Origin of the sequence: Streptomyces sp. NPDC051320, assembly GCF_040682175.1 — a bacterium.
In the GTDB taxonomy this organism is placed as follows: domain Bacteria; phylum Actinomycetota; class Actinomycetes; order Streptomycetales; family Streptomycetaceae; genus Streptomyces.
Map to the genome: position 1 here is coordinate 151,565 of NZ_JBFBAL010000007.1, position 22,748 is coordinate 174,312.

The 22,748-nt window shown below is 65.9% G+C and carries 21 protein-coding genes and 2 tRNA genes; 9 read left to right on the top strand and 14 right to left on the bottom strand.

The genetic code is table 11. The annotated features are described in order from the left end of the window. The first annotated feature begins 130 nt into the window (after positions 1-130). Entirely contained in the window at positions 131-388 is a 258-nt protein-coding gene (gene crgA, locus AB0M87_RS17480; protein ID WP_365853713.1) for a cell division protein CrgA, read from the top strand. 281 nt (positions 389-669) lie between these two features. On the opposite strand, the gene AB0M87_RS17485 is transcribed toward crgA, so the two are convergent. Further along, on the bottom strand, positions 670-1,566 hold the full coding sequence (locus AB0M87_RS17485) for a rhomboid family intramembrane serine protease (RefSeq protein WP_365853715.1): 897 nt from the start codon (positions 1,564-1,566) through the stop codon (positions 670-672). A 114-nt stretch (positions 1,567-1,680) separates the two neighbouring features. Next, positions 1,681-2,214, bottom strand: a complete 534-nt coding sequence (locus AB0M87_RS17490) for a peptidylprolyl isomerase (RefSeq protein ID WP_365853717.1) — start codon at positions 2,212-2,214, stop codon at positions 1,681-1,683. A gap of 269 nt (positions 2,215-2,483) precedes the next feature. On the opposite strand from AB0M87_RS17490, the gene AB0M87_RS17495 reads away from it, so the two are divergent. Then, positions 2,484-3,176 (top strand): DUF5324 family protein, encoded by a 693-nt coding sequence (locus tag AB0M87_RS17495; RefSeq protein WP_365853719.1) that lies wholly within the window; start codon positions 2,484-2,486, stop codon positions 3,174-3,176. A gap of 155 nt (positions 3,177-3,331) precedes the next feature. On the opposite strand, the gene AB0M87_RS17500 is transcribed toward AB0M87_RS17495, so the two are convergent. Further along, positions 3,332-3,404: transfer RNA gene (locus tag AB0M87_RS17500), tRNA-Ala, on the bottom strand. A 151-nt stretch (positions 3,405-3,555) separates the two neighbouring features. Here AB0M87_RS17500 and AB0M87_RS17505 point away from each other — a divergent pair. Beyond that, a complete protein-coding gene (locus AB0M87_RS17505; RefSeq protein ID WP_365853721.1) occupies positions 3,556-4,104 on the top strand; it encodes a DNA-binding protein in 549 nt (182 codons plus the stop codon). 53 nt (positions 4,105-4,157) lie between these two features. Beyond that, complete coding sequence (locus tag AB0M87_RS17510) at positions 4,158-5,438, top strand: serine/threonine-protein kinase (protein ID WP_365853723.1); 1,281 nt, start codon at positions 4,158-4,160, stop codon at positions 5,436-5,438. A gap of 19 nt (positions 5,439-5,457) precedes the next feature. On the opposite strand, the gene AB0M87_RS17515 is transcribed toward AB0M87_RS17510, so the two are convergent. The 11 genes from AB0M87_RS17515 to dnaA all read right to left on the bottom strand — a co-directional run bounded on the left by AB0M87_RS17515 (position 5,458) and on the right by dnaA (position 19,621). Beyond that, a complete protein-coding gene (locus tag AB0M87_RS17515; RefSeq protein WP_365853725.1) occupies positions 5,458-6,717 on the bottom strand; it encodes a hypothetical protein in 1,260 nt (419 codons plus the stop codon). Positions 6,718-7,023: 306 nt separating this feature from the next. Next, positions 7,024-7,158 (bottom strand): DLW-39 family protein, encoded by a 135-nt coding sequence (locus tag AB0M87_RS17520; protein WP_003958712.1) that lies wholly within the window; start codon positions 7,156-7,158, stop codon positions 7,024-7,026. Positions 7,159-7,312: 154 nt separating this feature from the next. Continuing rightward, positions 7,313-7,386, bottom strand: a tRNA-Ile gene (locus AB0M87_RS17525). A gap of 59 nt (positions 7,387-7,445) precedes the next feature. Then, positions 7,446-8,069, bottom strand: coding sequence for a DUF3566 domain-containing protein (locus AB0M87_RS17530; protein WP_365853727.1), 624 nt, complete (start codon positions 8,067-8,069; stop codon positions 7,446-7,448). A gap of 3 nt (positions 8,070-8,072) precedes the next feature. Further along, complete coding sequence (gyrA, locus tag AB0M87_RS17535; protein WP_365853729.1) at positions 8,073-10,703, bottom strand: DNA gyrase subunit A; 2,631 nt, start codon at positions 10,701-10,703, stop codon at positions 8,073-8,075. A 41-nt stretch (positions 10,704-10,744) separates the two neighbouring features. After that, positions 10,745-12,811, bottom strand: a complete 2,067-nt coding sequence (gene gyrB / locus AB0M87_RS17540) for a DNA topoisomerase (ATP-hydrolyzing) subunit B (RefSeq protein WP_365853731.1) — start codon at positions 12,809-12,811, stop codon at positions 10,745-10,747. Between the two features lie 331 nt (positions 12,812-13,142). Then, the gene (locus AB0M87_RS17545; protein WP_365853733.1) at positions 13,143-13,748 is read right to left on the bottom strand and encodes a DciA family protein; all 606 of its coding nucleotides are present in this window, start codon (positions 13,746-13,748) and stop codon (positions 13,143-13,145) included. Then, positions 13,745-14,875: a DNA replication/repair protein RecF gene (gene recF, locus AB0M87_RS17550; protein ID WP_365853735.1), complete on the bottom strand. Its 1,131-nt coding sequence runs from the start codon at positions 14,873-14,875 to the stop codon at positions 13,745-13,747. The genes AB0M87_RS17545 and recF overlap by 4 nt, the downstream gene beginning before the upstream one ends. Before the next feature lie 30 nt (positions 14,876-14,905). After that, the gene (gene gnd / locus AB0M87_RS17555; RefSeq protein ID WP_365853737.1) at positions 14,906-15,787 is read right to left on the bottom strand and encodes a phosphogluconate dehydrogenase (NAD(+)-dependent, decarboxylating); all 882 of its coding nucleotides are present in this window, start codon (positions 15,785-15,787) and stop codon (positions 14,906-14,908) included. Between the two features lie 133 nt (positions 15,788-15,920). Then, positions 15,921-17,051 (bottom strand): DNA polymerase III subunit beta, encoded by a 1,131-nt coding sequence (gene dnaN, locus AB0M87_RS17560; RefSeq protein WP_365853739.1) that lies wholly within the window; start codon positions 17,049-17,051, stop codon positions 15,921-15,923. Between the two features lie 815 nt (positions 17,052-17,866). Continuing rightward, the gene (dnaA, locus tag AB0M87_RS17565) at positions 17,867-19,621 is read right to left on the bottom strand and encodes a chromosomal replication initiator protein DnaA (protein WP_365853741.1); all 1,755 of its coding nucleotides are present in this window, start codon (positions 19,619-19,621) and stop codon (positions 17,867-17,869) included. Between the two features lie 364 nt (positions 19,622-19,985). On the opposite strand from dnaA, the gene rpmH reads away from it, so the two are divergent. Genes rpmH through AB0M87_RS17590 form a run of 5 tightly spaced genes read left to right on the top strand, consistent with a single transcriptional unit; the run spans position 19,986 to position 22,672 of the window. Continuing rightward, entirely contained in the window at positions 19,986-20,123 is a 138-nt protein-coding gene (rpmH, locus tag AB0M87_RS17570; RefSeq protein ID WP_030990579.1) for a 50S ribosomal protein L34, read from the top strand. Between the two features lie 18 nt (positions 20,124-20,141). Then, the gene (rnpA, locus tag AB0M87_RS17575; RefSeq protein WP_365853744.1) at positions 20,142-20,513 is read left to right on the top strand and encodes a ribonuclease P protein component; all 372 of its coding nucleotides are present in this window, start codon (positions 20,142-20,144) and stop codon (positions 20,511-20,513) included. Further along, on the top strand, positions 20,510-20,839 hold the full coding sequence (gene yidD, locus AB0M87_RS17580; protein ID WP_328537819.1) for a membrane protein insertion efficiency factor YidD: 330 nt from the start codon (positions 20,510-20,512) through the stop codon (positions 20,837-20,839). Before rnpA ends, yidD begins: the two co-directional genes overlap by 4 nt. A 3-nt stretch (positions 20,840-20,842) precedes the next feature. Continuing rightward, the gene (gene yidC, locus AB0M87_RS17585) at positions 20,843-22,144 is read left to right on the top strand and encodes a membrane protein insertase YidC (RefSeq protein ID WP_365853746.1); all 1,302 of its coding nucleotides are present in this window, start codon (positions 20,843-20,845) and stop codon (positions 22,142-22,144) included. A 15-nt stretch (positions 22,145-22,159) separates the two neighbouring features. After that, positions 22,160-22,672 carry a R3H domain-containing nucleic acid-binding protein gene (locus AB0M87_RS17590; protein ID WP_365853748.1) on the top strand — a complete coding sequence of 171 codons (513 nt, stop codon included), beginning with the start codon at positions 22,160-22,162 and terminating at the stop codon, positions 22,670-22,672. Positions 22,673-22,748: the final 76 nt, after the last annotated feature.

Sequence of the window (22,748 nt, forward strand, 5' to 3'; positions counted from 1 at the left end):
TCCACGCCCCGGAAGCACTACGCTAACTGACGCCCGGGGGAGGCAATGCGCCATGTCGCTTCCCGCTCCGGGCACTCCCTACACAGTTCCCCCTGCGCGGTCACGCAGCGCATCGACAGGAGAGTCCCTCGTGCCGAAGTCACGCATCCGCAAGAAGGCCGATTTCACACCGCCGCCCGCGACGAAGCAGGCAGCCGCCATAAAGCTGACGAATCGCAGCTGGGTGGCTCCGGTGATGCTTGCGTTCTTCTTGATCGGTCTCGCCTGGATCGTTATCTTTTATGTGACAGAGGGCGATATGCCCATCAAGCCGTTCGGGAACTGGAACATCGTGGTCGGCTTCGGTTTCATCGCCGCCGGCTTCGGCGTCTCGACCCAGTGGAAGTGAGCTCGTCCCCGAAAGGCCCCGGCGCCCGCGCCTGAGTCAAGCATCACCGCGGAGTTATCCACAGCGCTATCCACAGCCGGGGAAAACTCAGAAGATCTGTGGATAACTTGACGAACGTTGACGCCGGTGTGACCGCATCGTTCCATACCACATCAGTGAAGCCCCTTGCCCTTCCTGGGAAAACCCAGGTCGGGGACAAGGGGCACACATGTTCCCCACAGGGCGCACAAGATCCGCCACGCGCTGTGGACAACTGACCACCGGAGTCCGGTATCGCTGCCTCAGGTGAGCATGGCGGTCCGGGCCACCACCATGCCGACCGTAGCCACCAGGACCAGCGCGCAGGCGCCGTACTGCACCAGCACGCGCCGCTCGCGGGGGGCGTGAATCATGGCGATGGCGATGGCGATGCCGGCAACCAGGCCCCCGATGTGCGCCTGCCACGCGATCCCGCTGAAGGTGAAGGTGAAGATCAGATTGATCACCAGCAGCGCGATGACCGGGCGCATGTCGTAGTTCAGGCGCCGCAAGAGGACGGCGGTGGCTCCCAGCAGGCCGAAAACCGCCCCGGAAGCGCCGAGCGACGCCTGGGTCGGGGATGCCACCAGGTAAGTCAGCGCGCTGCCGGCCAGACCGGAGAGCAAGTAGAGCGCGATGTAGCGGGCTCGTCCGAGCGCCGCTTCCAGCGGAGCACCGATCCACCACAGACTGAGCATGTTGAACCCGATGTGCCAGAACTGCTGGTGCAGGAAGACCGAGGTCAGCAGCCGGTACCACTCACCCTCGGCGACACCCTGAGTGGCGGGGAAGGGGGCCGGTGGCCACCGGCCGACCAGCGCGAGATCGTCGAGCAGCCGGTTGCCGACCACCTGAACGGCGATGAACACTGCCAGGTTGATGCCGATGAGGATCTTCGTGATGAGCCGCGGATCGGCTGCCACACTCCCGCCCGCCACGGTGCGAGGCCTGCTCGCCGACGCGCTGTGACCCGAACCCGAACCGCCGCGTACGCACTCCGGGCAGTGGAATCCGACCGAGGCACTCACCATGCACTGCGGACAGATGGGGCGCTCACAGCGCGTGCAGCTGATGCCCGTTTCCACACCGGGGTGGCGATAGCAGCTGGGCAGCCCGCTCGTCGACGACTGCCGCTCCGGCCCTCCTGGCACCTGTTCCATCGGGCTCCCTCCCTCTCCTACGGGGCGCGTACGCAGTACACCGCCCCGCTCGTCATACGGACGAACGGGGCGGGTGGTTCCCATACAGCGACACCCTTGCCGGAAACGGCGTTCTCACCGCTCGCGGTTCTCGACGACCACTGTCTCGATGACGACATCGTCGATCGGACGGTCGGTGCGCGGGTTGGTCGGCGCGGCGATGATGCCGTCCACGACGGTCTGACTGGCCTTGTCGGTGATCTCACCGAAGATGGTGTGCTTACGGGTCAGCCACGCCGTGGGCGCTACCGTGATGAAGAACTGTGAGCCGTTGGTCCCGGGGCCCGCGTTGGCCATGGCCAGCAGATACGGCTTGTCGAATGCCAGGTCGGGGTGGAACTCGTCGCCGAACTCGTAGCCGGGGCCGCCCGTGCCGTTGCCCAGGGGGTCGCCACCCTGGATCATGAAACCGCTGATCACCCGGTGGAACACCGTGCCGTCGTACAGCCTGTCCTTGGACTTCCTGCCGGTGGCCGGGTGGGTCCATTCACGCTCGCCCTGAGCGAGCTCAACGAAGTTCTTGACCGTCTTGGGCGCGTGGTTCGGCAGCAACCGCACCTCGATGTCGCCGTGGTTGGTCTTCAGGGTGGCGTAAAGCTGCTCGGCCACGATGTGCCTTCCGTAAGTCCGCTGTGACGTTCACCGATCCTCCCACGGACCGCCCCGGTACCGAGAAAGGCGACTGAGTCGCCGCTGAAACGACGCGCCCAGGACCGAACCGTGGCATTCTCGGGCCGAGCCCTCTTGCACCATTTGACCGCATGTCGCCTTTCTTGCACCCGGATGCCCGTCCACATGTGCCGTGATGGCTCGGAGCGGGCATGATCTCGAAAAGGGTGGAAAGGCGAATACACAACGCCACCGACAAGGAGGATCCCGTGACCCGCATGGACAGCGTGCGCGCCGCGACCGGTACGGCGAAGGAGAGCGTGCTGCACGCCGCGGACGTGGTGGCGCCCTACGCCGGAACGGCCAAGGACCAGGCCACGTACTACGCCAACGAAGCACGAGTACGACTGGCTCCCAAGGTCTCGCTGGCCGCCCAGCAGGCGCGGACCCAGTACGACGCCCGCGTAGCGCCGCGCGTCGAAGAGGCCCTGACCCATGTACCGCCGAGGGTCGATGCGGCAGCGCAGCGAGCCGGCAAGGCGGCCCGGCAGGCGCAGAGCCAACTAGCCCCGCACGTCGAACAGGCGATGGCGGCCGCCCAGCCCGTACGCGAGGAGGCGTTGGCTCGCAGCGCGGCCGCGCTGGCGGCGCTGCGCGGACAAGTGCCGGCGAAGAAGGTCCAGAAGCTGGTCAGAAGGCACCAACGACGGGCGCGGGCCGGCCGACTGGCCAAGGGCCTCCTCGTCGTCGGAGTCCTGACCGGCGGGGCATTCGCCGCTTGGAAGTGGTGGGACAAGCAGGCGAACCCCGACTGGCTCGTCGAACCGCCCGCCCCTACCGAGGTGCCCGACCGGCCGAACCTGAGCGCCGTCGACGGCAGCGCCGACGCACTGGACCCGGAGGTACAGGCCAAGCAGGCTGAAGCGGAATCCGACGACCCGGACCGCAACGAACGACCCTGAGGCGGACGCCGCGGGCTTGCGGCCGAAAGGACCCGCCCGCGCACAGCCCGCTGCGGCGGGAACGGGCGGTAGCAGAGCGAGTGAGGGGCGCCAGGAGACCTGAGTCTCCTGGCGCCCCTCACTGCGTTCGGTAAAGCAGGATCTGCGGAGTCGAGTGGAGCCTAGGGGAGTCGAACCCCTGACATCTGCCATGCAAAGACAGCGCTCTACCAACTGAGCTAAGGCCCCGGAACGGGTTGGTGCGAGACAAGAGTAGCGGGTGACCGGGGGTATCTCGCAAAAGGATTGGTACTCCCGGTCCGCGACCACGCTCCGTAAGATGCACGACGAGGTTCGCGGCAGTGAAGCTGCCGCACTGGGGAAGCGATGGGGAGACGCAATGGACGCGACACAGCAGGAAGCCACAGCGAGAGCGAGAGACCTTCAGCGCAGTTGGTACGGGGAGCCGTTGGGGGCGCTCTTCCGTCGTCTGATCGATGATCTGGGGCTGAATCAGGCCCGCCTCGCCGCGGTGCTCGGGCTGTCCGCACCGATGCTCTCCCAGCTGATGAGCGGCCAGCGGGCCAAGATCGGCAACCCCGCGGTTGTCCAGCGTGTCCAGGCCCTTCAGGAGCTGTCCGGCCTGGTCGCGGACGGCAGTGTCAGCGCGGGCGAGGCCACGGACCGGATGGAAGAGATCAAGAAGTCGCAGGGCGGCTCCGTCCTCTCCACCACAGGCCACAGCACATCCAGCTCGAGCGCACCGACCGTACGTCGCGTGGTGCGGGAGATCCAGTCACTGCTGCGCTCGGTGTCCGGGGCCGGGGACATCATCGAGGCGGCGAACACACTCGCCGCGACGCATCCGGAACTGGCAGAGTTCCTCAGGGTGTACGGCGCCGGGCGCACCGCGGAAGCGGTGTCGCACTACGAGGGGCACCAGAGCTGAAGCTACTACGCAGCTGATACGACGCAGCTGATATGGGGGGGCGAGCACAGCAGATGGGTGAGGTATTCGCCGGGCGGTACGAACTGGTCGACCCGATCGGGCGTGGGGGCGCCGGAGCGGTCTGGCGGTCCTGGGACCACCGGCGACGCCGCTATGTAGCAGCCAAGGTGCTGCAGCAGAGCGACGCGCACACACTGCTTCGGTTTGTGCGCGAGCAGGCGCTGCGGATCGATCACCCGCACGTGCTGGCCCCCGCCAGCTGGGCAGCGGACGACGACAAGGTGCTGTTCACCATGGACCTGGTGAGCGGCGGTTCGCTCGTCCATGTCATCGGTGACTACGGACCGCTGCCACCTCCGTTCGTCTGTATCCTGCTCGACCAGCTGCTGGCCGGACTCGCCGCGGTGCATGCCGAGGGGGTCGTGCACCGCGACATCAAGCCGGCCAACATTCTCTTGGAGGCCACCGGAACGGGACGACCGCACTTGCGGCTTTCCGACTTCGGCATCGCGATGCGCAAGGGCGAGCCCCGGCTCACCGCGACCGACTACGTGGTGGGAACGCCTGGTTACTTCGCACCCGAGCAAATGCTGGGTGCGGAATCCGACTTCACGGCCGACCTCTTCGCGGTCGGCCTGGTGGCGCTCTATTTGCTGGAGGGCGCCAAGCCGGACTCCAGAGCCCTGGTCGAGTATTTCCTGGCGCACGGTACGCCTGGCGCTCCGCAGGGCGTACCCGAACCGCTGTGGCAGGTCATCGCAGGGCTGCTCCAGCCGGATCCGCAGGACCGGTTTCGCACGGCGACCGGCGCGCGCAAAGCTCTGACGGCCGTCGGTGAACTGCTTGACGAGACCGGTAGCGGTGAGGAGCCGGTCGAAGTCTTCGACCAGATCGGTCCGCTTCCCGAGGGCTTCGGCCCTGCCGGCCCGGCCCCGCGACGGCCCCCACCACAGACACAGGTCCCCCATGCCGTGGCGCATCAGCCACAGGCGAACGCGATGTCCGAGACCGGAAGCTTCTACCTGATTCCGCCAACGCAGCCGGCGGCCGCGCCCCCTGCCGCTCCCGCACCTCCACCCGCTCCCGCACCACCACCCGAACTCGCACCCACTCCCACGGTCACGGCTTCGCATGCCGGTTCCCCCATCCCTGCTCAAGCCCCGTACGAACGGCCTCACACTCATCTGTACACCGCTCAGCAGGAGCAGGTTCCCACCCAGTCGGCGCCGGTCGCGAAGAGGCGATCGGGACCGCCCCCGAAGGTGGCGTTCCCGATTCTTTTCCTCGCACTGATCTGCTTCGCCGTGGGCATCTGGGCGCTCGACCGGCGCTGAAACGGCGCCCGGAGATGCACTACCTGGCGGGAGGGGGGCCGTACCGCTGTCCCACCGGAGCGGGTGCCTGCGGCCGGTCTGTGGCAGCAGGCCGCCGAGCGAGTACCGTCCACATGCCCAGGCCCAGGATCAGCACCGTACCGGCACCGATCCCCGCAACTCCTACCCACGTCATGGTGGCGTTGTCCGTTCCCTGACCCGCATCGGCGCCACCGAAGCCGGGGGCCGCACCCGCGTAAGCGGGGGCGGGTGTCTTGTCGCCCCTGACGGTCATCCGCAGCGTGACCCCGTACTTCTTCCGCCCGAATTCCTTCCCGACGTCGGGGCTGAGCGACACCGCAAGGTAGTAGTCACCTGCTGTCCGTGCCCCATTGACCTCCTCGATCACGCTGTACCGATTCACGTAGGCGACCGGTGCCATCGGATCGAGGGCAGCCGACTTCGGCTTCCCGTCAAAAGCCGTGCTCCCCGCGGTGACGCCGCCCCGGACCGGGTTGTACAGACGCATGGTGAGGGCGCTCCCGACGTACCCGTCACCCGTGGAGCTGCCGAGGTCGGCCGTGGCGAACACCTGCTGCCCCCAACCGACCGGAACCCGGTAGAAAAGAGTCCGGCCCGGCTCGATCCGGTCCTGCCAGACGCCGGCTGTCAACTCATGCGCGTCGTTGAATCCCGTTCCGCCGTGCGTTCGTTCGGAAGTACCACTGGGCGGCACGGCGGAGGCCGACGGCCAACTGGTGGGCGCCTGCGTCGGACTGTCCGCGCCGGGCTTCAGGCCGGGCTCGGTGTCGAATCGGATCTCCAGGTTCCAGTTCTCATGCGTGGAAGTGGCCTTGGTCTCCCGCTCGATCAGCACGTAGTACGGCCCGGCTGTCCGGCACAAGACGCGGCTTCCACCGACCGTACGGGAGGCATAAGCGGCAATCGGGCGTGGGTACTCGGCAGAGCCGAACACAGCGGCCTGGTCATAGCCGCACGGGCCGCCCTCGGGGTCCTCGAACGTCACCTTGATCCCGTCGCTGTAGCCCACACTCGCCTGTGACCCCAGCGGGGGCACGGCAACAGCCGAGACGTATGCGTTCGAGGTGGCATCCAGATCCACCTGGTAGTACAGCTGCCCGCCAGGCTTGATCGTGGAGCGGTATACCGAGCCCGCCTTCAGCTGTTCGGCATCCGTACTGACAGCCGCGCCGGCCACCGTCCGGGCGTGCGCATCGAAGACGTAGGAGCCAGGAGAGTCTGTCGCCCAGGCCTGCCCGGGCAACACACCCCATGCCATCAGTGCGCACATTGCCGACCCCACGACCGGCGCGACCCAGTCCCTGCTGCGCCGCCTCATGACCAACCGCCCCTTGTCGTCCACGCGGCGGGCATTCGTCGAACACCATCGACATCAGCACGGCGACCGGAGCGACGGTGCCGCTCCCGCGCCCGCCCCGGAAGTGCCGCGATGCCGACCCATCCTGCCCTGCCCGTCATCCCGCTGTCTGCGGCTGCGGCCGAATCGGCTCCCCGAACCAGCTACCGCATACGGCAGAGCCCCGGCCGCCTGGCGGCCGGGGCTATGACTTCAAGACGCTGGGTCTCACACACCCGAACCTGCGGGCACGGAGTCAGTCGCCTCCGTCCACAGATCCTGCTCGGCGCGATCCGCCTGGATCTGGCGGTACACGAGGAGCCCGCCAATGGCAGCCAGTGCGACCAGGAGAAGCTTCTTCACCGCGCGACCTCGTCTTTCCTTGACGTAAGGGACCTCTGCCGCCCGACTATACACACCGGCCGATACCGATCGGTGACCTACTTCGCTCTGGAGTATTGCGCCGGGAATGCACATCGGCTCGGACGGAGATTCCCGTCCGAGCCGATGTTCGCGGTGGGGCTAACAGGATTTGAACCTGTGGCCTCATCCTTATCAGGGATGCGCTCTAACCAACTGAGCTATAGCCCCGCGCTGCCCCTGAAGATTAGCGCACTTCAGGGCCAGTCCCAAAATCGATAGCCGGGCCCCTACTCATCCTCGGCGAGTGTCACCTCGATGCCGCCGACGAACCCGGCGGACAGGTTGTAGATGAAGGCGCCGAGCGTTGCCAGAGCCGTGGCCAACACCACGTCGATCACCGCGATGACCGACGTGAACAGCAGCACCCGCGGCAGCGACAGGAAGGACTGGAGGTCGAAGCCACTGCCGTCACTCGACCCGGTGGCTTCGCTGATGGTGCCGCCCACGGTCGAAAAGACGCCCATCGCGTCCATGACCATCCACAGCACGGCTGCCGCGACGACAGTGCAGATGCCGAGCGCGATCGACAGCAGGAAACTGACCTTCATCACCGACCACGGGTCAGCCTTCGCCACCCGCAGCCGCGCCTTACGGGTACGCGGCGTCGTTCGCGCGCCCGTGCGCGCCCGCCGCACCGCCTGCGCACCGGCATCCCGTGGCTGTCCACCATGCGTACCGGCAGCCGACGGTGACGGATAGGCCTGCGGCGGCTGATAGGGCTGCGCCTCGTAAGGAGGCTGAGCCCCCCGAGCATCCGTCACCGTTCCCCCTTGGGAGTCCGCGGCAGGGCCACGGGCACCGTGTGCTCCAGCTCCCGAAGCGGCCGCTCCGGCGCCCGTGGCTCCACTCACGCTCTACTCCTCGTGCTCCCCTGTCGAAGGCTCGGTGCCCTCGACTCCCGCTCCCGCTTCGACCGCTTCGCCGTCGACCATCTCGCCGTCGACAACATCACCATCGACTGCGTCGATCTCTTCCGCCTCGCGGCCGGCCTCGGCATTACGAGCGATACCGACCACCGCGTCGCGCCTGCCCAGGTTGATCAGTTGGACGCCCATGGTGTCACGGCCCGTTTCCCTGATCTCATTGACTCGCGTACGAATCACACCGCCGCCGAGCGTGATGGCAAGGATCTCATCCGTCTCCTCGACCACCAGGGCACCGACCAGCGAGCCCCTGTCCTCCACGATCTTGGCGGCCTTGATACCGAGACCACCACGACCTTGGACGCGGTACTCATCGACGGGGGTCCGCTTCGCGTACCCGCCGTCGGTGGCTGTGAAGACGAAAGTACCCGCCCGGACGACATTCATCGAGAGCAGTTCGTCACCTTCACGGAAGCTCATGCCCTTCACGCCCGAGGTCGCACGTCCCATCGGACGCAGCGCGTCGTCCGACGCGGTGAACCGGATCGACTGCGCCTTCCTGCTGACCAGCAACAGATCATCGTCCGCCGAAACCAGCTCCGCACCGATCAGCTCGTCATCGCTGCCGTCTGCGGTCTCCCGCAGGTTGATCGCGATGACACCGCCCGATCGAGGCGAGTCATAGTCCTTGAGCGATGTCTTCTTCACCAGACCGCCCTTGGTGGCCAGGATCAGATACGGCGCGGCTTCGTAATCGCGGATCGCCAGGATCTGCGCGATCTGCTCGTCCGGCTGGAAGGCGAGCAGGTTGGCGACGTGCTGGCCGCGCGCGTCACGGCCGGCGTCCGGCAACTCGTATGCCTTCGCCCGGTAGACCCGGCCCTTGTTGGTGAAGAACAGCAGCCAGTGGTGCGTGGTCGAGACGAAGAAGTGGGCGACGATGTCGTCCTGCTTCAGCTTCGTCCCGCGTACTCCCTTACCGCCGCGTTTCTGCGAGCGGTAGTCCTCGGTCTTGGTGCGCTTGACGTAACCACCGTTCGTGATGGTGACGACGATGTCCTCCTCGGCGATCAGGTCCTCGATGGACATGTCGCCGTCGAAAGGCACCAGCTTGGAGCGTCGGTCGTCACCGAACTTGTCGACGATGGCCGCCAGTTCCTCGCTGACGATCTGCCGTTGACGTTCGGGCGAAGCAAGGATCAGGTTGTACTCGTTGATCTTCGCCTGAAGCTCGTCGTGCTCGGCAGTGATCTTCTGGCGCTCCAGCGCGGCCAGTCGGCGCAGCTGCATCTCCAGGATCGCGTTCGCCTGGATCTCGTCGATCTCCAGCAGGCCCATCAGGCCCTCACGGGCGTTCTCGACCGTATGGCTGCGCCTGATGAGTGCGATGACCTCGTCGATCGCGTCGAGCGCCTTGAGTAGGCCGCGCAGGATGTGTGCCCGCTCCTCGGCCTTGCGCAACCGGAACTTCGTACGCCGGACGATGACCTCGATCTGGTGCGTCACCCAGTGCCGGATGAAGGCATCGATCGACAGGGTGCGCGGCACCCCGTCGACCAGCGCCAGCATGTTGGCACCGAAGTTCGACTGCAGGTCGGTGTGCTTGTAGAGGTTGTTCAGCACGACCTTGGCGACCGCGTCACGCTTCAAGACCACGACCAGCCGCTGGCCGGTACGCGAAGACGTCTCGTCGCGGACGTCCGCGATACCGCCGACCTTGCCGTCCTTCACCAGGTCGGCGATCTTCTGTGCGAGATTGTCCGGGTTGGTCTGGTACGGGAGTTCCGTTACCACCAGACACTGGCGGTTCTGGATCTCCTCTACCGCGACGACCGCACGCATCGTGATGGAGCCGCGACCTGTGCGGTACGCCTCCTCGATGCCCTTGCGCCCCACAACCAGCGCACCCGTCGGGAAGTCCGGGCCCTTGATGCGCTCCATCAGAGCGTCCAGGAGCTCCTCGTGCGTGGCCTCCGGGTTCTCCAGGTACCACTGGGCGCCGGCTGCGACCTCCCGCAGGTTGTGCGGGGGGATGTTGGTCGCCATGCCGACCGCGATGCCCGCTGAACCGTTCACCAGCAGGTTCGGGAAGCGAGCCGGCAGAACCACCGGCTCCTGATTACGGCCGTCGTAGTTGTCCTGGAGGTCGACGGTCTCCTCATCGATGTCCCTGACCATCTCCATGGACAGCGGCATCATCTTGCACTCGGTGTACCGCATGGCCGCAGCAGGGTCGTTGCCCGGCGAACCGAAGTTTCCGTTGGAGTCCACCAGCGGCATGCGCATGGACCAGTGCTGGGCCAGCCGGACCAGGGCGTCGTAGATCGAGGAGTCGCCGTGCGGGTGGTACGTACCCATGACGTCACCGACGACGCGGGCGCACTTGTAGAAGCCCTTCTCGGGCCGGTAACCACCGTCGTACATCGCGTACAGCACTCGGCGGTGCACGGGCTTCAGCCCGTCCCGTACATCCGGCAGCGCACGCGACACGATGACGGACATCGCGTAGTCGAGGTACGAACGCTGCATCTCGGTCTCGAGCCCCACCGGCTCTACACGCATGCCCACGCCCGGGACAGCGGGCTCCTCTTCGGGCATCACAGGGGAATTCTCGTCGGCCATCGCTGGTCAAAGTCCTTTCAGTGCGGTCAGCAGAGACCGGCTCAGATGTCGAGGAACCGAACGTCCTTGGCGTTGCGCTGGATGAACGAGCGCCGCGCCTCGACGTCCTCGCCCATCAGCACCGAGAACAGATCGTCGGCCTGCGCCGCGTCGTCCAGCGTCACCTGGCCGAGCACCCGGTGGTCCGTGTCCATCGTCGTGATGCGCAGCTCCTCGGCGTTCATCTCGCCGAGACCCTTGAACCGCTGGATCGAGTCGTCCCTGATCCGCTTGCCGTTCTGCTTGCCCAGCTCGACCAGGGCATCCCGCTCCCGGTCCGAGTAGGCGTACTCGAAGTCGTCCCGGCCCCACTTGATCTTGAACAGCGGTGGACGCGACAGATAGACGTGCCCCGCCTCGACCAGCGGCCGCATGAACCGGAAGAGGAAGGTCAGCAGCAGCGTGTTGATGTGCTGGCCGTCGACATCGGCGTCCGCCATCAGAATGATCTTGTGGTAGCGCAGCTTCTCGATGTCGAAGTCCTCATGGACCCCGGTACCGAATGCCGAGATCAGCGCCTGCACCTCGGTGTTCTGCAGGATCTTGTCGATCCGCGCCTTCTCGACGTTGAGGATCTTGCCTCGGATCGGCAGGATCGCCTGGTACATCGGGTTGCGTCCGGACTTCGCCGAACCACCGGCGGAGTCACCCTCGACGATGAAGATCTCGCACTTCGTCGGGTCGTTCGACTGGCAGTCGCTCAGCTTGCCGGGAAGCGAGGCACTCTCCAGCAGCCCCTTGCGCCGGGTCAGGTCCCGCGCCTTACGGGCAGCGACCCGGGCGGTCTGCGCCTGAATCGCCTTGCGGATGATGTCCACGGCCTCGATGGGGTTCCGGTCGAACCAGTCCGTGAGGTGCTCGTAGACCACCTTCTGCACGAAGGTCTTCGCTTCGGTGTTGCCCAGCTTCGTCTTCGTCTGGCCCTCGAACTGCGGCTCGCCCAGCTTGACGGAGATGATCGCCGTCAGACCCTCACGGATGTCCTCGCCCGAGAGGTTGTCGTCCTTCTCGCGCAACAGCTTCTTGTCGCGCGCATACCGGTTCACCAGACCGGTCAGCGCCGCCCTGAAGCCCTCCTCGTGCGTGCCGCCCTCATGCGTGTGGATCGTGTTCGCGAAGGAATACACACCCTCGCTGTACTGCGAATTCCACTGCATGGCGATCTCCGCCGAGAGCAGACGCTCTTTGTCCTCGGCCTCGACGTCGATCACCGTCGGGTGAATCAGCTCACCCTTGCGCGAGTTCAGGTACTTCACGAAGTCGACGATGCCGCCTTCGTAGTGGTAGGTGACCGAGCGAGCCTGCGGCTCCTCCTCCACAGCCTCGTCGACCGTCTCCGCACCGACGGTCGCCTTGGCGGACTCACGCTCGTCAGTCAGCGTCAGGGTGAGGCCCTTGTTCAGGAAGGCCATCTCCTGGAAGCGCCGCGACAGCGTCTCGAAGGAGTACTCGGTCGTCTCGAAGATGTCCCCGTCGGCCCAGAAAGTGACGCTGGTACCGCTCTCGTCGGTGGCTTCGCCACGGGCCAGGGGAGCCGTCGGCACACCGAGCTTGTAATCCTGCGTCCAGTGGTAGCCGTCACACTTGACTTCGACCGCGACCTTCGCCGACAGGGCGTTCACGACGGAGACACCTACACCGTGCAGACCACCGGAGACGGCATAGCCGCCACCGCCGAACTTGCCACCGGCGTGCAGAACGGTCATCACGACCTCGACGGCCGGTTTGTTCTCCGAGGGCACGATGCCCACCGGAATACCACGGCCGTTGTCGACCACACGCACCCCGCCGTCGGGCAGGATCGTGACGTCGATCGTGTCGGCATGCCCGGCCATGGCCTCGTCGACGGAGTTGTCGACGACCTCTTGCACCAGGTGATGGAGCCCACGTTCACCGGTCGAGCCGATGTACATGCCGGGTCGCTTGCGGACCGCGTCCAAACCCTCGAGGACGGTGATCGCGCTGGCGTCGTACGAACGGGTTACCTCGCCGTTCTCGCCGGCGGTGGACGGAGTGATCTCGTTGGGGTTGCCGGAATCGGCCACGAAGCGCCCTTTCTGGCACAGCACAGGCCGCTCCAGGGCAAGCAGGAGTGGCTGCGTCGTTCGACTTGTTCCGCTGGTGGGCGGGATTAGCTCCCAGTCTACCGGTAGCGCAGACATGAATGGGGGTTTGCCGGTACCTGAGTCCACATGTGCCGCCCTGAACCGGCCTCACCCGACTCCCCATATCCAGAGAGGGGCCCCAAGAGGCTCACACGGGCATTGAGCGCTTCGACCTGTCAACCTCTCGCTACGGTGAGGGACACTCGGAGCCGCACCTGTCTTCAGTACGGCCGACCGAGGTCCTTGTTTCACGTGAAACAAGGACCTCTTGTTCCACGTGAAACAGTTCGTCGCGTCAGCCGTACGTGTCTCCCGGGCCCGTACTGCCGGGCGCTCGCAGCGGGCCGAATCGTCGCGGAGGCCCGCCCGGGCCCAAGACCTTGATCAGCTTCACCGTGCCCTGGCCCAGATCCGCATTGAGCCGCGCTACCAGCTGGGGGGCCAGCAGCCGAAGCTGCGTCGCCCACGCCGTCGAATCGCATTCCACGGTGAGCACACGGGCATCTTCGTCGTAGCGCTGAGGCATACAGTGCTGCGCCAAGCTCTCGCCCACAATCTGTGACCAGCGCCCCATCACTCCGCCTACGGCAGCCGGCGCCTCCCAGCCGCGCTCCGTGATCAGTCGATTGATTGCCGCACTCAGCGGCAACGGATCACGCCCGTCCGCCCGTGCTCCGGACCGCAGACCACCGCGCCTTGCCTGCTTCATCTGCTGCGTCGCCGCACCGCGCGCCTTCGCTTGCTCCTTCGCCGCCCGCAAGGCCACCCGCGCCAGATCGATCCCGGACGGTTCGGGAATTCGTGGCGTCTCCGGACCCGTACGCTCCCCAGCACCCCCGACGTCACCGGTGCCGACGAAATCCCGCGGACCGCCTGCGCCGTCGGCCGACGAAGCGCTCATACGCGCTCCACCGAACCCTCGGAAACGGTATAGCGCAGTCCTGCGAGCACGGCCGGTACGTCATCGTCCACGGCAGCCGTCACGAGCACCTGCTCGCCCGGAGCCACCAGCTCGGCAAGCCGCTCACGGCGGCGCACGTCCAACTCCGCGAAAACATCGTCCAGCACCAGCACCGGCTCATTGCCCTCAGCCCTCAGCAAGTCGTAGGACGCCAGTCGCAATGCCAGCGCATACGACCAGGACTCGCCATGGCTCGCATAGCCCTTCGCGGGCAGCCGCCCCAGCTTCAGGACCAGATCGTCGCGATGTGGCCCGACCAACGTCACCCCCCGCTCGATCTCCTGCTTCCGGACCGCCACCAACTGGCCGAGCAACCACTCGTACAACTCATCGCGCGACCGACCCGCATCGACGTCCTCACCGATCGAACTCCGGTACGCCAGCACCACAGGGCCACCGCCAGGGGCTACTTGCTCATATGCCTTGTCCGTCAGAGGCTGCAGCGTCGCGATCAGATCGAGTCGCTGTGCCAGCAACTCGGCGCCCACTCGCCCCAGATGCTGATCCCACACATCCAGGGTGGACATGTCCATCGACCGCCCCCCATGCTTGCGCGCCATCGCCGCTGACTTGAGCAAGGTGTTGCGCTGCTTGAGGACCCGCTCGTAATCGGAACGCACCCCGGCCATCCGCGGCGATCGCGCGGTCACCAACTCGTCCAGAAAACGCCTGCGCTCGCCCGGATCACCCTTCACCAGAGAGAGATCCTCCGGCGCGAACAGCACCGTACGCACGATCCCCAGCACGTCGCGCGGCCTGACCTGTGAAGACCGGTTGATGCGGGCCCGGTTGGCGCGTCCGGGATTGAGCTCGAGCTCAACCAGCTGAGATCGCTCTCCCTGGGTGACCGCCGCACGGATGACTGCCCGATCGGCGCCCATCCGCACCAAAGGAGCGTCGGAGGAGACCCGGTGGCTGCCGAGCGTCGCCAGATAACCGATCGCCTCGACGAGGTTGGTCTTCCCTTGCCCGTTCGCCCCCACGAACACAGTGACGCCCGGGTCGAGAGGGACCTCGACCCGGGCGTACGAGCGGAAGTCGGCCAGCGACAGATGCGTGACATGCATGAACTGGGCCGCCGGCCTTCCGCTGCTGTATTACTTCTTGGTGTTCTCGACGGCGTGGCCGCCGAACTGGTTACGCAGTGCCGCGATCATCTTCATCTGCGGTGAGTCGTCCTGCCGCGAAGCAAATCGCGCGAAGAGCGAAGCAGTGATCGCAGGCAACGGAACGGCGTTGTCGATCGCGGCCTCGACGGTCCAACGGCCCTCACCCGAGTCGGCAGCGAACCCACGCAGCTGGTCCAAGTGCTCGTCGTCATCCAGTGCGTTGACCGCGAGGTCGAGCAACCAGGAACGGATGACCGTGCCCTCCTGCCAGGACCGGAACACCTCGCGAACATCGGTGACCGAGCTGACCTTCTCCAGGAGCTCCCACCCCTCGGCATAAGCCTGCATCATGGCGTACTCGATGCCGTTGTGGACCATCTTGGCGAAGTGCCCGGCGCCGACCTTGCCCGCGTGTACCGAGCCGAACTCGCCCTCGGGCTTCAGCGCATCAAAGATCGGCTGAGCCTTCGCGACGTCATCGGCGTCCCCGCCGTACATCAGCGCATAGCCGTTCTCCAGACCCCAGACGCCCCCGGAGACACCGCAGTCGACGAAGCCGATGCCCTTGAGCCGCAGCTCGGTCGCGTGCTTCTCGTCGTCGGTCCAGCGGGAGTTACCGCCGTCGACCACGACGTCACCCGGGGAGAGCAGGTCGGCCAGTTCGTCGACCGTGGACTGGGTGGCGGCGCCTGCCGGAACCATCACCCACACAACGCGAGGGCCCTTGAGCTGGCCCACAAGCTCTTGCAGGCTGTGGACATCGGCGACGTCCGGGTTCCGGTCGTAACCGATGACGGTGTGACCTGCGCGGCGGATGCGCTCGCGCATGTTCCCGCCCATTTTGCCGAGGCCGACGAGACCGAGCTCCATCAGAAGATCCTTAGTGACGTGGTGGCGTTTGTACCCGCGACCGAGCGTACGCCGGGACGCCCGGACACACCTGCGGGGTCGGCCGCTCAGACGTACAACGTCAACTCGAGAGGCACCTTCCTGCAGCCCTCTCTCAGCCGGACAGTCGCACCGGCATGATCAGGTACTTGTACGCGTCGTCAGCCTCTGCGTCGATGGCTGGGCGGCCACTGAGCAGAGCCGGCTTCGTGGACGTCGTAAAGGACAGCTGAGCGACCGGGGAATCGATTGCGCTCAGTCCGTCCAGCAGGAAGGTCGGGTTGAAGGCGATCGAGATGTCGTCACCGTCGAGCTTCGCATCGACACGTTCCACAGCCTGTGCATCGTCGCTGGATCCAGCCTCGAGGATCAGCACGCCCTGCTCGAAGCTGAGCCGCACCGGAGTGTTCCGCTCGGCAACGAGAGCAACGCGCTTGACGGCCTCGACGAACGGACCGGTTTCAATGACGGCGATCGAGTTGAACTCCGTGGGGAAGAGGGTTCGGTACTTCGGAAGGTCGCCCTCGAGCAGTCGGGTGGTCGTACGGCGCCCGGCACCCTCGAAACCGATCAGGCCCTCACCGGCCCCGGACCCGGACAGCGCCAGAGTGACCGTGTCTCCATTGGTCAGCGACTTGGCAGTGTCCAGCAGCGTCTTGGCAGGCACCAGGGCAACCGCGGACGCCTCCGGATCCTCCGGCTTCCACAGGAATTCACGGACCGCGAAGCGGTAGCGGTCGGTGGAGGCCAGCGTGACCCGGTCGCCTTCGATCTCGATGCGCACACCGGTCAGGACGGGCAGTGTGTCGTCACGGCCCGCGGCGATCGCGACCTGAGCGGCGGCTGAGGCGAAGACCTCGCCCGGCACCGTGCCGGTAGCGGTCGGCATCTGCGGCAGCGCCGGATATTCCTCGACGGGCAGCGTGTGAAGGGTGAACCGTGAGGAGCCGCAGACCACGGTCGCCCGCACACCGTCTGTGGAGATCTCCACCGGTCGGTTGGGAAGCGCGCGGCAGATGTCGGCAAGCAGCCGACCGGACACCAGGACGGTGCCGTCCTCCTCGATCTCGGCATCGACCGAGACCCGCGCCGAGACCTCGTAGTCGAAGCCGGAGAGGCTCAGAGCGCCCTCCTCCGCCCTCAGCAGCAGGCCCGCAAGAACGGGCACCGGCGGACGGGCAGGGAGGCTACGGGCCGTCCAGGCCACCGCCTCCGCGAGTACATCGCGCTCCACCCGGATCTTCACCGGAACCGCCTCCTGCTGTTGCTGGCTCGCCTTGCTGGCCTTAGTCGTCGGCTTGTTGCCGGGGACCAGTCTGACCTACGCCACCGACACTCGGTGCGAGTCGGGGTCAAGTCGTGCCGAGCGGCAGCAGCGGCCTGACGGGCGAGTTGTGCACAGCACCCACTTCGGAGCTAATTCCCCGGTAACTATAGGAGGCAGTAGTAGTAGGTGTTGTGGAAACCGTGGATAACCCTGTTTGTGCAGCTCAGGTGGGGTTTTTTGTCCACCGCACCTGTGGGCGGGGCCGGTGGACAACTGACCCGGTCTGTGGACACCGAAAAGTTCTGCACACCCGATGCACAGGGGAGGGCCGGTTCTCCCCAGGTCTGTCCCCAGCTTTGGTCGGCTTCCCCACAGGGCCCTCCAGCTCCCGGGTGTGACGGCTTTCACTCGCGACAGTGAAGCCGGGTGTTTCGTTGCCGAACAGTGGACAAGGGTGTGGAGAAGCTGGGGACAACGTCCCCCAGTCTGTGGGTTGCCCGTGGACAAGTCATCCGGCCGCCTGTGGGCAAACTTTCCGTCCACAGTCTGTGGACGCTCGATAGTCACAAATCCACACGTCGCTGACCTGGCGAGAGAAGGTAACGGTCACCGCGCCTGTGGACACAATCTGGACAACTCATCAGTCCCCAGGGTGTGGACGGGGCCGGGACCACAGAACTGTGGAGAACGTGCCGGGCACTCGGCGTATTCGAACAGCCGGCGGCAGACGGAACGGCGAAGGGCGTCCCGGGTACGTAGCCCGAGACGCCCTTCGTGGTTCCTGAAGCGCTGCGTCAGCCGTTCTTGATGCGGTTGGTGAGTTCAGTGACCTGGTTGTAGATCGACCGCCGTTCGGCCATCAGCGCGCGGATCTTGCGGTCGGCATGCATCACCGTGGTGTGGTCGCGGCCGCCGAACTGTGCGCCGATCTTGGGCAGCGAGAGGTCGGTCAGCTCGCGGCAGAGATACATGGCGATCTGCCGGGCGGTGACCAGCACCCGGCTGCGCGACGAACCACAGAGGTCTTCGATGGTCAGGCCGAAGTAGTCGGCTGTCGCTGCCATGATGGCGCTTGCGGTGATCTCGGGGGCTGAGTCCTCGCCGCCGGGGATCAGGTCCTTCAGCACGATTTCGGTGAGTCCGAGGTCCACCGGCTGCCTGTTGAGCGAAGCGAAAGCCGTGACCCGGATCAGCGCGCCTTCCAGCTCGCGGATGTTGCGAGAGATGCGGGAGGCGATGAACTCGAGTACCTCGGGCGGAGCATTGAGCTGCTCCTGTACAGCCTTCTTGCGCAGGATCGCGATGCGGGTCTCCAACTCGGGCGGCTGGACGTCGGTGGTCAGCCCCCACTCGAAGCGGTTCCGCAGCCGGTCTTCCAGGGTCACCAGCTGCTTGGGCGGCCGATCCGAGGACAGCACGATCTGTTTGTTGGCGTTGTGCAGCGTGTTGAAGGTGTGGAAGAACTCCTCCTGCGTGGACTCCTTGCTCGCCAGGAACTGAATGTCGTCGACCAGGAGGATGTCGACGTCGCGATAGCGCTTGCGGAAGGTGTCGCCCTTGCCGTCGCGGATCGAGTTGATGAACTCGTTGGTGAACTCCTCGGAGCTCACATAACGCACCCGCGTGCCGGGGTAAAGGCTGCGGGCGTAGTGCCCGATCGCATGCAGCAGGTGGGTCTTGCCGAGCCCGGACTCGCCGTAGATGAACAACGGGTTGTACGCCTTGGCCGGCGCTTCGGCGACTGCGACCGCGGCTGCGTGGGCGAACCGGTTGGAGGCGCCGATGACGAAGGTGTCGAAAAGGTACTTGGGGTTCAGTCGTGCCTGCGGTTCGCCGGGGCCGGCCGCGGGAGCGGGTTGGGCCGCCAGCGGGCCGGGGGCGCCGCTCGGGTTGGGCAGGTGGCGCTGGGAGGACGGATCCCGGAGGTCATGGCGCTCGGGACGCTGCTGCTCGTACTGCGGACGGTCCGGTGGCTGCTGTCGGTAGTCGTGGTCCGGCTGTTGCTGCCGGGGGCCGGTGTACGGATCGCGTTCCTGGAAGCCGCCGAGCCGTGGCTGCTGCCAGGAGTAGTCCTCCTGGGGCCGGGGCCATGCTCCGGGGTCGGGGCGCTGCTGCTCGTAGTCGGGGTAGGCCGGGCGCGCCGTCGGCATGCCGTCGGCGGAAGGACGGCGCCCGTACGCGTCATAGCTGTCGGCGTGCCGGGGTTCTTCGTGCGGGTGCTGATAGCGGGGCTGCTGTGACTGATGCGCGGGTGGGGCAGTCTGTGACGGGTCGCCCGCGGTGTCGTCGACAGTGATCGCGATCCGGATCGGACGGCCGCACTCATGACTCAGCGTCTCGCTGATGAGCGGGGCGAGCCGTCCTTCCAGGACCCGTTTGCCCCACTCGTTGGGAACGGCGAGCAGCGCTGTGTCCGCCACCAGGGCCAGTGGCTGGCAGCGCTCGATCCACTGTTTGTCCTTGGGCTCGATGCCTTGCTGCCCGTCGGCGAGGAGACGTTCGAGAACTCGTGGCCACACTGCGGCAAGATCGGCAGGTACATCAGCCACGGGGCACGCTCTCTCACAGGTCCCACGAATGTGTGGTTCTCGGGACGGGGGGTGAAGACAGGCAGGAAAAAGACTTGGGAGTCGGGCCACGGTAGTCAGGGCGACCCTCGCGGTTCAAGTTGTTGTCCACAGCCTGTGCACAGTGGCGGCTGTGAAAGGGTTGGTTTGACCGGATGGCGTAGCCGCGCGTACCGTAACCAGGTCGAGTTGTCGATGGCTGCTGCCGCCTGCCTCCGATGGGCAAAGATCACGATCGTGTGATCGTGAAGCGGTGCACACGGGCGTATTCGCGAGCTTTTCGTGGGCGCACGGTGACAGCCAGGCGATGTCCCGCCACCACCCGATTCATTTCTGGAGCCCCCGAGTGAGCAAGCGCACCTTCCAGCCGAACAACCGTCGCCGTGCCAAGACTCACGGTTTCCGTCTGCGTATGCGTACGCGTGCCGGCCGCGCGATCCTGGCTACCCGCCGTGGCAAGGGTCGCTCCCGTCTGTCCGCCTGATCTCGTACAGGTCATGACGTGCTGCCTACCGAGAATCGGCTGAGGCGGCGCGAGGACTTCGCGGCCGCGGTACGACGAGGGCGCCGTGCCGGGCGCCCGCTACTCGTCGTCCATCTGTGCAGCGGTACAACGGACCCGCACGTGCCTGGGGAGAGCACTCCCCCGACACGTGCGGGTTTCGTCGTGAGCAAGGCAGTGGGCGGAGCGGTCGTTCGCACCTCGGTGAAGCGGAAACTTCGCCATTTGGTTCGAGATCGCCTGCCTCAGTTGCCCCCCGGTAGCCTGGTTGTCGTACGGGCGCTGCCCGGAGCAGGCGTCGCCGACCATGCACAGCTGGCCCGAGACCTGGATGCCGCCTTGGGGCGGCTACTGGGAGGGGGCGCGAGATGAAGTACCCGCTGCTGGCTCTCATCAAGCTGTACCAGTGGACGATCAGCCCGCTTCTGGGGCCCGTCTGCAGGTACTACCCGTCGTGTTCCCACTACGGATATACGGCTATCGACCGGCACGGCGCGGTGAAAGGCACGGCGCTGACGGCCTGGCGCATTCTGCGGTGCAACCCGTGGTCGCCAGGTGGCGTGGATCACGTTCCGCCGCGCAAACGGCCGCGTTGGCACGAACTGCTACGCCATGCGTGGCGGACAAGCAAGGGCGGACACTCCGGTCAGGAGACCGGCCCGGCCGCAGAGACCTCGCCCAATGCTCAAGGAGCCTGATTAGTGGACACGATTGCCAGTCTGTTCAGTTTTATCACCACCCCAGTTTCCTGGGTCATCGTCCAGTTCCACTCGCTGTACGGAGCCATTTTCGGTCCGGACACGGGCTGGGCCTGGGGCCTGTCCATCGTGTCCTTGGTGGTCCTGATCCGGATCTGCCTGATCCCGCTCTTCGTGAAGCAGATCAAGTCGACTCGTGGCATGCAGGCGCTCCAGCCGAAGATGAAGGCGATCCAGGAGCGCTACAAGAACGACAAGCAGCGACAGTCCGAAGAGATGATGAAGCTGTACAAGGAGACGGGCACCAACCCGCTCTCCTCGTGCCTGCCGATCCTCGCTCAGTCGCCGTTCTTCTTCGCGCTGTACCACGTGCTCGCCGGTATCGCCAATGGAAAGACGATCGGCGTCATCGATCAGCCGCTGCTGGAGAGTGCGCGTAAGGCGCACATCTTCGGCGCCCCGCTGGCGGCGAAGTTCACCGAGAGCGCGGACAAGGTGGCGTCGCTCGGTGCCACGCAGACCGACGTCCGCATCGTCACCGCCGTCATGATCATCCTGATGTCTGCGTCGCAGTTCTACACGCAACGCCAGCTGATGACGAAGAACGTCGACATGTCCGTCAAGACGCCGTTCATGCAGCAGCAGAAGATGCTGATGTACGTCTTCCCGCTGATGTTCGCCGTGATGGGGATCAACTTCCCGGTCGGTGTCCTCGTCTACTGGCTGACCACCAACGTGTGGACCATGGGCCAGCAGATGTTCGTGATCCACCGCAACCCGACCCCGGGCAGCCAGGCCCAGGCGGGCCTCCTGGAGCGGATCCAGAAGCATGTTGTCGCGCACGGTTCCACGAGGACGCGCCACCAGCGCAACATCATCAAGGGAATCGCGTCCAAGGAGACGAAGGATCGCAACGACGCCGAGCGTAAGTTCATCACCACGCTGAGCAAGTCCGGCTTGGTCGCTCAGGCCGACGGCACCGTAGAGAAGAGCGATGCAGCCGTCGCCGCTGAGGCGGAGGGCCTGAGCCTTGCGGACGCTGCGCCCAAGCGGCAGCAGCCCAAGCGCCAGACAAAGGCGCAGCGCCAGACGGGCGCGGTGTCTTCAGGTGGTGCCAAGCCCACGGAGGCAGGCGCTGAGACCCAGGATGTCGGCTCGTCCGAGAAGACGTCGCTGGACAAGAAGGCCGAGCCGCAGGACAAGCCGAAGCAGGAAGCCAAATCTGCTCCCAGTAGTACGGCACGCCAAGCCAAGCCGGGGCAGCGCAAGGGCCAGCAGCGCCCCAAGCACCCGTCCAAGAAGTAAGAAGGAGTCCATCCCGTGACGGAAGGCACCACCACCTCCGCTGCCGCTGAGGGCGACACACTGAGCAGTCTCGAGCAGGAAGGCGAGATCGCGGCGGACTACCTCGAGGGTCTGCTCGACATCGCCGACCTGGACGGGGACATCGATATGGATGTCGAGGCGGACAGGGCAGCAGTCTCGATCATCAGCGATACGGACAGCCGCGACATCCAGAAGCTCGTGGGACGCGATGGTGAGGTGCTGGAGGCGCTCCAGGAGCTCACTCGGCTCGCGGTACACCGCGAGACCGGTGATCGCAGCCGGCTGATGCTGGACGTCGCAGGCTTCCGTGCCAAGAAGCGTGAGGAGCTCGCCGCGCTGGGAGCCAAGGCGGCCGACCGGGTGAAGAGCTCTGGCGAGCCGGTGAAGCTCGACCCGATGACCCCGTTCGAGCGCAAGGTCGTGCACGATGCGGTCGCGGCAGCTGGACTGCGCAGCGAGTCGGAGGGCGAGGAGCCGCAGCGCTTCGTCGTTGTTCTTCCGGCCTGACCGATGCGTCGTTCTGTCGGCCCCGCCTGTACACAGGCGGGGCCGAACTTTGTCAGCCTGTTAGTCAGCCACCCAT

Excerpts from the sequence above, each read along its gene's own strand:
- AB0M87_RS17485 (WP_365853715.1), bottom strand. The coding sequence starts at position 1,566 with ATGGAACAGGTGCCAGGAGGGCCGGAGCGGCAGTCGTCGACGAGCGGG.
- AB0M87_RS17505 (WP_365853721.1), top strand. The coding sequence starts at position 3,556 with ATGGACGCGACACAGCAGGAAGCCACAGCGAGAGCGAGAGACCTTCAG.
- AB0M87_RS17510 (WP_365853723.1), top strand. The coding sequence starts at position 4,158 with ATGGGTGAGGTATTCGCCGGGCGGTACGAACTGGTCGACCCGATCGGG.
- AB0M87_RS17515 (WP_365853725.1), bottom strand. The coding sequence starts at position 6,717 with ATGGCATGGGGTGTGTTGCCCGGGCAGGCCTGGGCGACAGACTCTCCT.
- gyrA (WP_365853729.1), bottom strand. The coding sequence starts at position 10,703 with ATGGCCGACGAGAATTCCCCTGTGATGCCCGAAGAGGAGCCCGCTGTC.
- AB0M87_RS17545 (WP_365853733.1), bottom strand. The coding sequence starts at position 13,748 with ATGAGCGCTTCGTCGGCCGACGGCGCAGGCGGTCCGCGGGATTTCGTC.
- recF (WP_365853735.1), bottom strand. The coding sequence starts at position 14,875 with ATGCATGTCACGCATCTGTCGCTGGCCGACTTCCGCTCGTACGCCCGG.
- gnd (WP_365853737.1), bottom strand. The coding sequence starts at position 15,787 with ATGGAGCTCGGTCTCGTCGGCCTCGGCAAAATGGGCGGGAACATGCGC.
- yidD (WP_328537819.1), top strand. The coding sequence starts at position 20,510 with ATGAAGTACCCGCTGCTGGCTCTCATCAAGCTGTACCAGTGGACGATC.